Below are 11,830 nucleotides of genomic sequence, written 5' to 3' on the forward strand. Positions count from 1 at the left end.
AATCATTATTATTAATACCTTTATCATTTTTTTGGGGGATTTTAAGGGTTGTGTGAGCGAATGAGTGAGGCGTATTAGATATACGCCGCAATGAAATGAGCGATACACTCCCTTAAAATCCCCCAAAAATCAATTAAAGCTAAAAACTCTATCATACTACGCTTTGGGAGGGGGAATAAGCAAGGCAATATTTAAGAATCTTAAAAACTATACCATAGTACCAAATAACCGCATAAAAGAAAAATTCTACAAAGGAGTATATATGCCAACTACAGATTCCACACAAGAACTCTACTATAAGCTTGATGAGATAGGTAAGCTCATCAAAGACTTAGGCAAAGATAGCACAAGCGAATTAAATGCACAAGCTGAAGCTATAAAAACACTAGGCGAGAGTATTAAAAGTGAAATTGCCGCCTCACGCCCAAGTGGTATATTTAAAAAATCATATCGACTCTTAAAAAATGTGCATCTCTATCGCTCTCTTATGGTGCAAGAGGTATTATTAGATTCTAATGATGAGGTGGTCTTTTATGGTGATGTTTTAATGCGAGGACATAGCTTAAGCAATATGAGCAGTGGAAGCGCGAGAAGCAACTATGCAGGTTTCACACGAGTAGCCCTGCCAAGAGATACTGAATTTATAGAAGTATATGGAGGGCATAATGTATTTTATGCCCTCCCAAAGGAAGGTAACTATCTCTATGTATGGGGGGTAAATAATAGCGGCTGTGCTGGTAGTGGTAATACTGCCAATATCCCTATTCCCACAAAGATAGAGTTAAGTTTCCGTCCTGCAAAGATTGTGAGCGGTCAATCACAAGTTACTGGCAAACAAACTACACTTATTTTAAGCGAAGATGGCAGGATATATGGAGCTGGGACAAATACAAGTGGGGAATTAGGTATAGGCAATACTATTAATACCTCCACTTTTACTCAAAGCCCTTATTTAAGGGATATTGTTGATATATCTTTTGCAAGTAATGGAAACTATGGCTATGCTCTTGCCATAGATACAGATGGTAATCTTTGGAGCTGGGGATATAATGCTAGTGGTAATCTAGGGCTTAACTTAACTACTAATGTAACCATTCCTGCAAAAACTACATTTAACACTCAAGTCATCAAGGTATCTACCTCTATAGGGGCTAATAACTCTGCTACCTCACTCATTTTGCTAGAGGATAAAAGCATTCGCGGAGCTGGATATAATGTAGAGTGCCAACTCTCCCAAAGCAATTTAAGCAATTCAAGCGTATTTGTTAGAATCTTAAAGCAAAATGGAAATGATTTAACCGACATAGAAGATATTTATGCTGCAAGTGGAAGTGGCACTTGCTTTGCCATAGATACAGATGGTAATCTTTGGAGTTTTGGTTATGGGGGCTATGGCTTTGGAGATTCACGCACTGGCAACTCTCAAATGGCAAGTATTGTATTAGAGAATATACAGAGCATCGTAACTTCTGCAAATGCCAATACTCGCACCTTTGCAAAGCTTAAAAATAGCGGCTCACTTGTTGCCTTTGGGTTTAATACAGATGGGAGTTTAGGCATTGGTAATATTCTTAATACAAGAGATTTTCAGCTTGTTTATCTTCCTTCAAACTTTAAGGATTATATGCTTTATGCCTTTGGAGCTGAAGCAAATTTGATTACTTTGTGCGGCGATGAGGTGTACTCTTGTGGTGCATATTTAGATGGGAATATTAATGTTGCCACACAGACATTGCAAAAACAATCTTAAGGAGCAAGTATGAAAAAAGTTTATAGTATATTAACCACTCAAATCCTTCTAGTGCAAGGAAATTTTGAATATCTTGGAGAAGAGAATGGCAAAGCATTTGTTAAAGGAGAGGGATTAAATGAGCCTTTTAAAGAAGATACTTTACCCCAAAGCTTACAAGAGTTATTAGATGCTCCTTTGAAAGAAGCAAAAGAATGGAAAATCAAAGAGCTCAATGCTCTTTGTGAGGGCAAACTCATCAATTTTAGAAGCTCTGCATTGGGAGAAGTGCATATCTATGATGGTGATTTGGAAGACCAAATCAATCTTATGGGTGCAGTTGCTGCAAATGCAGATATGCCATTTCGCTGCAGAAAAGATGATGGAAATTCAAGCAAAGAAAATATCTTGCATACAAAAGCCCAGCTCAAAAAAGTATATAGTGATGGTATTGCCTATAAAGCAGATGTCACATATCGCTGTGGGGTGCTAAAAAGCTATGTAGAAAAGCTCACTAGCATTGAAGAAGTGCATAATATTACTTGGGAAAGCTACGAAGATGTGATGAATGCACTTGAAAGCTAAGGAATAATATGAATACACAAGCAAATCCCTTTAGTGCGGCTATTATATGTGAAATTGCCAATGATGGTAAAACCTATATGCTTATACAACCTTTTTGTTATTATAAAAAGGGCGAGGCAAATGATGAAGAGAGGGTAGAGTATTTTAGCAAATATGGCAAATGGCTTAAACGAGATGAGATTATATTATCCCTGCTGGGTTTATCAGTGATGGATTTACAAACTTTGGCTTCCATAGCTTTATTCCTAAATATGGCAAAGGTTTAAAATGTGCTATTTTGCACGACTATTTATGTGAGGAATTTCACAAAGGTAAAATAACAAGATTACAGGCAGATAGAATATTTTTAGAATCTATGCTTGAGACAAAAGCTTTTAGCAAAATGAAGTGTTATATTTTGTATTTTGCCGTGCGGCTCTTTGCCAAAATAAAGGGGTATATATAACCTACACATTTACCTACGCTTTTATAACTTTAAGAATCTTAAAAACTCTACAATCCACAAAAGCATTTTTAAGGGTTGTGTGAGCGAATGAATGAGGCGGACTTTGCATACGCCGCAATGAAATGAGTAAAACACTCCCTTAAAAGCACCAAAGAGATAACGCAAAAGGAGAGAAAATGAATAGACGATGGAGTGAGAAAGCTACATTTTGGATTATAGTAACTGCTATAATCATATCTTTCATATCAAGTATGTGCTTTATTGTGTGGCTATACTACCAAAGCCTTGACTTTTGGGCGTATGCTTCTATTTGCTATGCAAATGAGGATTTCTATTGTCTAGCAAATGCCCTCATTGAGAGAAGCGTAATCAATCAAAGGCTTATAACATGCATTTCGGGCGTTGCTTCAATTAATGGCATTATTTCCTCACTTACATTTTTAATAGTTTATAAACTCAAAGGCTAGGGCAATGGATATTCTTAATATAGATTGGAATTACTTTTGGGTTTTTATGATGGCATTGGTTATGGGATTTTTAACAGCATTGAGACTTTATGATGCAGAGGAGAAACATCATAAGGGAAAGTTTGTTAGAAGGTTAATCATCGCTACTATTGGCTCAATGTTTTTGACATTTCTTTTTTATGAGATTTGTATATTTTTTGAGTTTCCCAATAGTCTTAGCGTAATGCTTGGAGGAGGAGCGGGATTTTTAGGCAGCGATACGATGAGCAGGCTTGCTATCAAGTGGATAGAAAACAAATTCAACGCAAAATAATCGCTACATTATGCCTCCGCTACCGCATAGTCTTACTTCGTGTGAAGTCAAATCTCCTCTTCGCACCTAAAGGATACACTTGATGAGTGCTAACGCATTCATCAAGTGAGTTTCAAAGGTAAAATTTCCCACATTCCCCGCTTTTTATCTTAAGAATCTTAAAAACTCTACAATCACTAAAAACGCGATAAGGAGAGAAAATGACATACAAAATTATACTTCAACGCAAAAGCGAACATAAAAATATACAAAAACCTACAAACCCTAAAATAGAGGATTCCACCATAGGAGAGCTTAAAGTCATTAACGAAGATGGCTCTAGTTTATATAAATGTTTTACCTGTGAAAATATAGGCCCTAGCACGGATACCCCAAATCAAGATAAGCGTATTATGCCACGCACCTATAGTCTAGAATGGACAGATAGTAGCAAGAATGCTTCTTTAGCACACTCATATCCTCAATATAAGCTGCCCAATGGTCGTAATAGAGCTATTTGGGTAACTTGCGATAAAGAATTGCCGAGCTTCCGCAATCGCAGAATCTTAATCCACGTGGGCAACTACCCTCAAGACACTGAAGGCTGCATACTCTTAGGCAAGGCTCATAGTGGTAAAGGCACTATCACAGGGAGTGTGGAAGCGTGTAAGGAGTTTTTTGATTTGCTAGAGAAAATAGGCATTGAAAACTGCACATTGGAAATAATTGAAATATAAAATGTCCTTTCTCAAATCTATAAAGTTTATTACTATCACTCTATGTGTAGCTCTTGTGCTTTTTATGATTATCACTTATACAAACACAAAAGCTAAGTTAAAGGCGATGGAGTATGAAAATGCTACTTTGCTTCATACTCTCAAAAAGCAAAATCAAGCCATAGAAAAATTAAGCCTTGATATACAAACCTATAAAAATCAAAAACCAAAGATACAAGAAAGAATTATCACAAAATATCAACCCTTGCAATCCCCTCAAGGCTATTGCGAGGAAAGATTACAAAACATACAAAATCACATTAAGCTTTGGTATGGAGAGAGATAATGAGAATATCAGTGCTGATTGCGCTCTTTTTGCTTTGTGGCTGCATTCCTATGAGAATCTATGAAGAAGTCAAAGTACCTATCAAATGCAATATTGAGCCCACTGCTAAACCAACATATAGTAACAACCTAGAGCTAGATTTGCAAAATATTCTTATTTATGATGAGTTATTACAAGCAGACTTAAAGGCGTGTATGGGTGAGTGATTAAGCCTGAAAATGTGAAGAGGCGATATAATCATTGATATTATTATAGTCCTTGAGATTCTCCCTTATAATATCTTCAAAGGTTATAATCACTTCTTTGATAAAATTTGCATTATCGTAAGAAAGCTTATCGTCTAAATGTCCATTGAGAATATATTTACAATACAAATCTATTGCCATTAGAAATTGTGCCGTGAGATTACCCAACTCTTTGGCTTGAATACTTTCATCATATAAAGCTTTTGCATAGTTTTTGTAAGTATTGAGGATAAAAACCTCCATTTGCAGGGTCGTGCTTCTTTTAAAACTATTTTGCGCTACCACAATAGAATATATCGTAGCAAGTAGAGCAAGAATAGCTACGCCCAAAGCAATATATGGGATAGCTTCACTCATTTAGATTTCTTATCCGTTGTATTTGCCCCACGTTTTTCTACCATTGCCTTTAAGTCCTTTAGTCCTGCATTAAAGCTTCCTGTGAGTTTAGTAGGAGAGGAAGCGTTTTTTGTAGCCATTGCCTTTAAGTCCTTTAGTCCTGCATTAAAGCTATCACATACAACTCTTTTTTCCACCGCTTACCTCCTATCAAAGAATGCTTGATTATATCTTAAGAATCTTAAAAACTCTACCATAGTACCAAATAACCGCATAAAAGAAAAATTCTACAAAGGAGTATATTATGCCAAGCAAATACGGAATCAATGTCGAACTTCATAACCTAAGCCCCAAAAGCTATGATATTAACAATACTCGTCCTATCGCCCTATGTGGAGATGATAGCTCCTTGCAGGGATTGCATTACTTTAGTGATGTGAGTGAGGCGATTGCTGCCATTGGCGAGGGAAGTATTGCTAATGCCTTAAAGGATTTAGAATCTACAAATCTTAAAAGCCAAATTATCATCTCTGCATTTGCCAAAAAAAAGGGCGAAGATGAAGCAGGGGAGAGTGAGAATATTGCAAAAGTCATTGAAGCTATTAATGCCTTAAAAAAATGCGAACAAGAGCTAAGCTATAAGCCAAAGTTCATTCTTGCCACTGAATATAATGACCTAGGCGTATATGAAAAGCTAAAACAGATTGCCACAAGCCTTAGGGCGATTTATGCTATTGAGCTTAACGCTACTGATGAGGTTGGCATTAAGCAAGAGCTAGATTCTATTCAAACTCATCGAGCTATTATTAGCTTTCAAAAAGTCCAAAGGATAGATAAGACACCTCGTCCAGCTTCTGCTTTCCTCATCGCACTCTATGCTAAAGTGATGGCAAGTAGTGATTTTGGATTTGCACATACCTATTCAAACAAAGTAATAGATGGGGTAATTGGCGTCATTGACACCATAGAGTATATTCAAGGAGAGGATTGTGAGGCAGATAGATTGCGAGCTATGGGGGTTACTACAATCTTTGTAGATAATGGCATAAGGGCGTGGGGGAGGCACACACGAGATACAAGCTTAGGCATAGAATCGCTTCATAGCATTGTCATATTTGATACCATCATTGAAACACTCCTTGCCTCTCAAAAAGAAGCTATAGATAGACAAGTGGCGGATATGGTAAAGCAACTCAAAGATGATTTGAATAGTTTTTATCGAAAGCTTGTGGCTAATAATGTCGTTATCGGTTTTGAAATCTCACTCCCCGAAGAGCTTAATACCAATGAGAGTATCGCAGAGGGGGAAATCTACATCAAGCAAGAAGTGCAAGAGATGCCCCTTATCTCTAGGGTAGTCAATAAGATATATCGTGTTACTAAATACAGCACACAACTGATAAAGGAGCTTTAAGTTGCTTTTTGGTGCTTTTGCCTAGCACACTCTTGTAAAAACCTCTTGGAATCTCAAAGAGATTAGAATTAGATTTTACACAAAGGAGAAAAAATGAATTTTACACCTCAAGCCTTTAGCGGCGGAAATGTCTTTATCGATGGAATCGGTTGTATTGGAATTTTAAAGTCTTTTGAGCCTCCAAAGCTTGATTATGATACCATTGAAGCAACAGCAAGTATTGGCAAATATGAAAAAGTTTTGCCCTCTCTCAAGCCGCTTTCTGCAAAACTCGTAGTGAGCGATATAAACGCTATTACTATTGCAGCCCTTAGCACACTTATCCCAAAAATCATTTATGTTAAGCAGAATATGACTTCTGTGGGCATTACACAAAAAGACACGCAAATTGTAGCTACAATGGGGGGAGTGGTTAAGGTGGGTGAATTGCCCAACTACGAAATGATAAAAGAAATCGAGCATAGCTTTGAGATAGCAGTTTATAGTTTTGTGTATGAAGTGAATAAAGTGTCGCTTATCGCATATGATATAGAGAACTCCACTTATATGGTTAATGGCATAGACCAATTTGCAAGTATTAGAAAAAATATTATGTAAGGAGCAAAAATGTTAAATAAAATCGCTACTACTACCAAAACCTTCAGGTTTAGAGATGGACAAGAAGTTATTTTAAAAGAACCAACACTCTTGCAGATTCAAAAAGCGAGGAGCAAAAGCACAGATGAGATAGCTACAAGCAAGGCTTTGTTAATTGATATGAGCGATGGAGAGCTTACAAATGAAATATTAGACTCCCTTCCTTTGAAGGAATTTAAGCGTTTGAGTGAGGAGATAGGTGAATTCGTGGGAATAGATGAGGGAAACTAAGGGAGGGCATTGCTTTAATTGGCTATGCCCTGCATTTTAGCTTGAGTGATATTAAAAATATGAGTTTAAGTGAATTTAAGGAATATTTTGAAATCGCTAAGAAATTTGCAGAGTCCTCTCTTGGCTTAAAGTAAAGGGCTTGATATGATATTAGCAAATTTAAGCGGCGGCAGAGACTCTAGTGCTATGGTAGTGAAATGGCTGGAGCTTGGTAATAAATTAGACTATATTATATTCTGCGATACAGGCTTTGAGTTTAAAGAGATGTATGAATACATAGGTAAGCTTGAAGCTTACCTCCAAAGAAACTTTGATATGACTATTACACGATTAGATTCTTGCCACGCAATAGAAAAATGGGCTTTTGAATATCCTATTACAAGAGGAGAAAAGATAGGCAAATTAAGAGGATTGCCTAGAAGCGTTGGCAAAGAATACTGCACGAGAGAGACAAAAGTATATCCCACTAAATCCTTTGTCTGCAAGTTAAGCCCCCAAAAATATATGAACACTGCTTTGATAGGATATACCTATAATGAAGTAGAAAGCGGCAGAGTAAGTAACCTAGAATATGCCATAAGCAAATATCCATTGCACGAGTGGGGCATGAATGAATATGAAGTCGATCTATTCTTAAAAGAGCGAGGCATACACAATACATTGTATGAAAAGTTTAGCAGGACAGGCTGCTACTTCTGCCCTAAACAAAGTATGAGAAGCTTGTATAATCTATACAAATATTATCCGCAATATTTTGAGCTTATGCTGCAATGGGAAGTAAAGGCACAAAAACTAGGCTGTGAGAATACAACTTGGAAGCCAAATGTTACTTTGACAGACTTAAAAAAGAGGTTTGAGAAAGAAGCAGAGCCAATATTTGAGGATAGATTTGAGATAAGCGATACTTGCTTTTGTAGGTGAATAAATATGGAATAGCGAGGCAACAATGAAAAGTTTTGAAAAAGATTTGCACAGATATGTGCGCAATGCTCTCAATCGCTCCATCACAAAGATTGCCAAAGAGCAAAGGGAGCTCATAAAGCTTGATTATGCCCTAAGCAATAAAAAGATACGAAATCTTACCAAAATATCAAGGGCAAAGCAGGATAAGCTAGAGGCAACAATCGCAAATGCTAAAGTCGCTCTCTCTATCAATAATTTCAAGCGTTTTCAAAATAAGCAAGGTGTGCGTGTGAAAATTGCCAAAAACAAAACACTCTTTTTTAAGGGCGCATTTTTGGGAGTGCGGCAAGGAGGAAGTAAAAGCGATAACAAAAGCGGCTTTATGGCTACAAGATATAAAGACAATCTTAAACACACGCCCTTTGAAGCAAGTGCCTCCACGATATACTCACATAAAAACGCCAAATCTCCTAGAGCTTCAAAAGTATTTTATTTTAAAACAAAGCCCTTTAGTCTCATAGCCATAGATAAAACAAAAGCCTTACAAAAAAAGGCTATTGCTATATTTGAAGCAGAGTTAGCAAAGGAGTGATTAATCTTTTTTGTTTTTCCTTTTAAAAAATAATTGTAACATAGGAAATATGGCACTTGAAGCAAGTATGATAAGCCCATATATTGGCTTATCATTGGCTACAAGATAGATTCCACCGCCAATAAGAATAAGAGATAATGAATATGTCCCAAACCAACCCAAATAATTCATATTGTGCCTAGTTTGCAAGTCTTTTTCCGCCATCTTTAGTATTCTATCAGGGAATGAATCATCTATATCTTTATATCCCTTTAATATTTGGGGTGGAGGAATAGGACCCTCGAATAACTGAGCTGCCTTCTTAAGGATTACGCGATTTGGCTCTTTGCTTTTCAACTCTTTGTTTGTTTTTTCTATCTCGTTCTTTTGCATGTATTGCCTTTGCTATGCTCTGCCCTACACAATTCCAAGATTGCCTAATATTATCCTGCGAATTTGGATTATACAAAGCATTAAAATCAAATACCTTGCTACTACCTTCCAATAAATATGTCCAACGTTTCATAGCCTCACCTTTCATTTGGTAGTATTCTAACACATTTTTATTAAAGAATCTCAAATACCCTACAATACGCTTTAATATTCCCCAATGAAGGAAAAGATAATGCAAGATTCTCTAAAGCATATAGCCATTCAAGGAGAGAGACTAGATAGCATATATGCTAAATATTATGGAATAGATTCTAGCCTTAATACCTTGCATTATGAAAGTGGATATAATGCCTTTATTCTAACAAATATCCATTTAGTCTCTACCCCCATATTAAAAGGTGGTGAGATTGTTTATCTCCCAAATCTCAAAGAGACACAAGAGAGTGATGAGGTGCTAGGAATATGGGAATAGAGCAATATATCGCCCCAAAATATAGCATTACTCTTAATGGCACAAGCAAACATAATCTTATTATCACAAACCTTTGTTATACTGACTATGAAAGCGATAGTGCCGATACATTAAGCCTTACCCTCGCTCCCAATTCTGCCCTGCCAAAATTTAGCGATAGAATCGAGCTTTTTCTAGGGAGGAATAGCCTTAATTTTATGGGAGCATTCTATGTAAGTGCGATCAAAGAGGAGTATAGACAAAGCTTTCAAGTTGAAGCCACAAGCATTGACTTTAGCAAGGAATTAAAGGTAAAGAAAAGCCGCAGTTTTGAAAACCTCCGCCTTAAAGATATATTAAGCACCATAGCAAGAGAAAATAACCTCAAAACCAAGCTTAACTTTAAATACAGCGATAGTATAGAATTTATAGAGCAAGTAGATGAGAGTGATAGCTCACTTCTATATCGCTTAAGCAAAGAGCTAGATTGCTCTTTTAGTATAAAAAACGATACTTTGATATTCCTTGATAGAGACTTGAGCTTTGATAGGAGGGCGTATCATATCAATGCGAGTGATTGCATATCTTTAAGCATAGAGCAGTTTGCTTCCAAGCATTATGCCTCCCTAGAGCTTACATATGCTGATACAGAGGGCAACACAAGAATGGTTAAGGTGGGTAAAGGAGTGCCAATTTATAAGATGAGCTCGCATGCTACTGATGATAGCAATGCCTTGCAAAAGGCTACCACAAGACTGCAATCTCTTAATGCAAAGAAATTCAAAGGCTCTCTTAATGCCATAGGTAGAGTGCTCTTTGCAGGAGGATATTTAGCACTTACAAAAGATAATACCACAAGCACACATATCATCACACAAGTAACGCACACTTTAGATTCTAAAGCTTGGAATATGAGTTTAGAATTTGAGAGTATGAGAAGCTAAATCCCCTATTACATTAAGAATCTTTTAAATATTATTAAAACTTTATTACAATACTATATAAATAAGATGAAAGTATTTAGGAGACAATATGCTAGAAAGCAAAACCTATACAAAAAAGCAAATTGTAAATATTGCACTAGATGTTTTGGATAGCTTTACAGAGTGTATTGAGTTCCCTATTAAGGTATTAGAGATTGCCAATAAAATGGGATTAAAAGTGTTTAAAGCTACCTTTGATAGAGATGATGTATCGGGTATGCTAAAAGCCCAAGAGGGAGAAATATACATATCCGAAAAGGATAACATAAATAGACAAAGATTCTCTATTGCTCACGAGATTGGGCACTATGTCTTGCATTACAAAGGCAAGGTGTTTGAAGAAAGAGACAACCGCAAACATATCTCTTATAGAGATAGCCTATCATCACTAGGCTTTAGCATAAAAGAAATAGAAGCCAACTTCTTTGCTGCAAATCTATTAATGCCTGAAGATAAGGTAAAAGAACTTTGCAGGAAAGGATATAGCATTAATCAAATGGCTGATTTCTTTGGAGTATCATCCACGGGAATAAGCTATAGGCTTGATTTTTTAGGAATAGAATATGAGTAAGGATGTTGATGAAATATTAGAATATAATAAACCTAGAGGGGCTATTCAAACGCCAGATGCAAATGAAAGCAACCTCCAAGAGTTTAAATATGAAGATGAGCTCTATACTACCAAACTCAAGGAGAAACATAATGACGCTGGACATTCGTTACAAAATACAGAATTGCTTAATAAGGCATACTCACAACTTATAGTTAAATTTTTTAGTGGTAAATGGTTTTATTTTTGGCTTATATTTTTACTTATTTTATTCATACTGAGCGATGAGTATATCTTACAATTAAATTTACCTTGTATAGATATTGTTAATTTCATAGCTAAAAAGTTTCTATACGCATTGGGAATGTTATTTGTAGCAATGTTAGGTTTTCCTACAGCCAAAGGCATAAGAAACCTTTTTAAGGGTATTACTGAAAAACTTATTAAAAAGCCATAATTTTACACCAACACCCCGCTTATACTCAACTCCTTTGTATGATAAGTGATATTCCTAGAATTATCCATAAGCCAATCTTT

At 36.3% G+C, this 11,830-nt stretch carries 22 protein-coding genes and 1 pseudogene; 18 read left to right on the forward strand and 5 right to left on the reverse strand.

The window, feature by feature from the left end; all coding sequences use genetic code 11:
* Positions 1–262: 262 nt before the first annotated feature.
* The 9 genes from QZ289_RS10160 (at position 263) to QZ289_RS10200 (ending at position 4,786) form a co-directional block, all read left to right on the forward strand.
* Complete coding sequence (locus QZ289_RS10160) at positions 263–1,750, forward strand: hypothetical protein (RefSeq protein WP_295702230.1); 1,488 nt, start codon at positions 263–265, stop codon at positions 1,748–1,750.
* Positions 1,751–1,759: 9 nt separating this feature from the next.
* Complete coding sequence (locus tag QZ289_RS10165; RefSeq protein WP_295702232.1) at positions 1,760–2,314, forward strand: hypothetical protein; 555 nt, start codon at positions 1,760–1,762, stop codon at positions 2,312–2,314.
* Positions 2,315–2,322: 8 nt separating this feature from the next.
* Entirely contained in the window at positions 2,323–2,580 is a 258-nt protein-coding gene (locus tag QZ289_RS10170) for a hypothetical protein (RefSeq protein WP_295702234.1), read from the forward strand.
* On the forward strand, positions 2,556–2,759 hold the full coding sequence (locus tag QZ289_RS10175; RefSeq protein ID WP_363322775.1) for a DUF1353 domain-containing protein: 204 nt from the start codon (positions 2,556–2,558) through the stop codon (positions 2,757–2,759). The genes QZ289_RS10170 and QZ289_RS10175 overlap by 25 nt, the downstream gene beginning before the upstream one ends.
* 176 nt (positions 2,760–2,935) lie before the next feature.
* Positions 2,936–3,226, forward strand: a complete 291-nt coding sequence (locus QZ289_RS10180; RefSeq protein ID WP_295702237.1) for a hypothetical protein — start codon at positions 2,936–2,938, stop codon at positions 3,224–3,226.
* Between the two features lie 4 nt (positions 3,227–3,230).
* The gene (locus QZ289_RS10185; RefSeq protein WP_295702239.1) at positions 3,231–3,539 is read left to right on the forward strand and encodes a phage holin family protein; all 309 of its coding nucleotides are present in this window, start codon (positions 3,231–3,233) and stop codon (positions 3,537–3,539) included.
* Between the two features lie 200 nt (positions 3,540–3,739).
* On the forward strand, positions 3,740–4,255 hold the full coding sequence (locus tag QZ289_RS10190; protein WP_295702241.1) for a DUF5675 family protein: 516 nt from the start codon (positions 3,740–3,742) through the stop codon (positions 4,253–4,255).
* Positions 4,245–4,580 (forward strand): hypothetical protein, encoded by a 336-nt coding sequence (locus QZ289_RS10195; RefSeq protein ID WP_295702243.1) that lies wholly within the window; start codon positions 4,245–4,247, stop codon positions 4,578–4,580. Before QZ289_RS10190 ends, QZ289_RS10195 begins: the two co-directional genes overlap by 11 nt.
* A complete protein-coding gene (locus QZ289_RS10200) occupies positions 4,580–4,786 on the forward strand; it encodes a hypothetical protein (RefSeq protein ID WP_295702245.1) in 207 nt (68 codons plus the stop codon). The genes QZ289_RS10195 and QZ289_RS10200 overlap by 1 nt, the downstream gene beginning before the upstream one ends.
* Here the strand turns inward: QZ289_RS10200 and QZ289_RS10205 are convergent, their stop codons facing one another.
* Together QZ289_RS10205 and QZ289_RS10210 are read right to left on the reverse strand one after the other, a co-directional pair.
* Entirely contained in the window at positions 4,787–5,182 is a 396-nt protein-coding gene (locus tag QZ289_RS10205) for a hypothetical protein (protein ID WP_295702246.1), read from the reverse strand.
* Complete coding sequence (locus QZ289_RS10210; RefSeq protein ID WP_295702249.1) at positions 5,179–5,358, reverse strand: hypothetical protein; 180 nt, start codon at positions 5,356–5,358, stop codon at positions 5,179–5,181. Before QZ289_RS10210 ends, QZ289_RS10205 begins: the two co-directional genes overlap by 4 nt.
* 107 nt (positions 5,359–5,465) lie before the next feature.
* Here QZ289_RS10210 and QZ289_RS10215 point away from each other — a divergent pair, with 107 nt between their 5' ends.
* The 5 genes from QZ289_RS10215 to QZ289_RS10235 all read left to right on the forward strand — a co-directional run bounded on the left by QZ289_RS10215 (position 5,466) and on the right by QZ289_RS10235 (position 8,937).
* Positions 5,466–6,575: a phage tail protein gene (locus tag QZ289_RS10215; protein WP_295702250.1), complete on the forward strand. Its 1,110-nt coding sequence runs from the start codon at positions 5,466–5,468 to the stop codon at positions 6,573–6,575.
* A gap of 93 nt (positions 6,576–6,668) precedes the next feature.
* Positions 6,669–7,172, forward strand: a complete 504-nt coding sequence (locus QZ289_RS10220; RefSeq protein WP_295702252.1) for a phage major tail tube protein — start codon at positions 6,669–6,671, stop codon at positions 7,170–7,172.
* Between the two features lie 9 nt (positions 7,173–7,181).
* Positions 7,182–7,442: a phage tail assembly protein gene (locus tag QZ289_RS10225; protein WP_295702254.1), complete on the forward strand. Its 261-nt coding sequence runs from the start codon at positions 7,182–7,184 to the stop codon at positions 7,440–7,442.
* Positions 7,443–7,586: 144 nt separating this feature from the next.
* Entirely contained in the window at positions 7,587–8,363 is a 777-nt protein-coding gene (locus tag QZ289_RS10230; RefSeq protein WP_295702256.1) for a phosphoadenosine phosphosulfate reductase family protein, read from the forward strand.
* 25 nt (positions 8,364–8,388) lie between these two features.
* Complete coding sequence (locus tag QZ289_RS10235; protein ID WP_295702258.1) at positions 8,389–8,937, forward strand: hypothetical protein; 549 nt, start codon at positions 8,389–8,391, stop codon at positions 8,935–8,937.
* On the opposite strand, the gene QZ289_RS10240 is transcribed toward QZ289_RS10235, so the two are convergent.
* The 3 genes and pseudogenes from QZ289_RS10240 to QZ289_RS10245 form a co-directional block, all read right to left on the reverse strand.
* The gene (locus QZ289_RS10240; protein ID WP_295702260.1) at positions 8,938–9,108 is read right to left on the reverse strand and encodes a hypothetical protein; all 171 of its coding nucleotides are present in this window, start codon (positions 9,106–9,108) and stop codon (positions 8,938–8,940) included. It lies immediately after the preceding gene.
* 9 nt (positions 9,109–9,117) lie between these two features.
* Positions 9,118–9,309 (reverse strand): annotated as a pseudogene (locus tag QZ289_RS10480) (hypothetical protein); the annotation flags it as partial.
* On the reverse strand, positions 9,239–9,442 hold the full coding sequence (locus tag QZ289_RS10245; protein WP_295702261.1) for a hypothetical protein: 204 nt from the start codon (positions 9,440–9,442) through the stop codon (positions 9,239–9,241). The pseudogene QZ289_RS10480 and the gene QZ289_RS10245, both read right to left, overlap by 71 nt.
* A gap of 99 nt (positions 9,443–9,541) precedes the next feature.
* Between QZ289_RS10245 and QZ289_RS10250 the strand changes: the two genes are divergently transcribed.
* From QZ289_RS10250 to QZ289_RS10265, 4 genes are all read left to right on the forward strand, one after another.
* Positions 9,542–9,781: a hypothetical protein gene (locus QZ289_RS10250; protein WP_295702263.1), complete on the forward strand. Its 240-nt coding sequence runs from the start codon at positions 9,542–9,544 to the stop codon at positions 9,779–9,781.
* Positions 9,772–10,704 carry a phage late control D family protein gene (locus tag QZ289_RS10255; protein WP_295702265.1) on the forward strand — a complete coding sequence of 311 codons (933 nt, stop codon included), beginning with the start codon at positions 9,772–9,774 and terminating at the stop codon, positions 10,702–10,704. Before QZ289_RS10250 ends, QZ289_RS10255 begins: the two co-directional genes overlap by 10 nt.
* Before the next feature lie 88 nt (positions 10,705–10,792).
* Positions 10,793–11,314, forward strand: coding sequence for an ImmA/IrrE family metallo-endopeptidase (locus QZ289_RS10260; protein ID WP_295702267.1), 522 nt, complete (start codon positions 10,793–10,795; stop codon positions 11,312–11,314).
* Complete coding sequence (locus tag QZ289_RS10265; protein WP_295702269.1) at positions 11,307–11,750, forward strand: hypothetical protein; 444 nt, start codon at positions 11,307–11,309, stop codon at positions 11,748–11,750. The genes QZ289_RS10260 and QZ289_RS10265 overlap by 8 nt, the downstream gene beginning before the upstream one ends.
* Positions 11,751–11,830: the final 80 nt, after the last annotated feature.

This window comes from uncultured Helicobacter sp. (genome assembly GCF_910577135.1).
In the GTDB taxonomy this organism is placed as follows: Bacteria; Campylobacterota; Campylobacteria; order Campylobacterales; family Helicobacteraceae; genus Helicobacter_C; species Helicobacter_C mastomyrinus.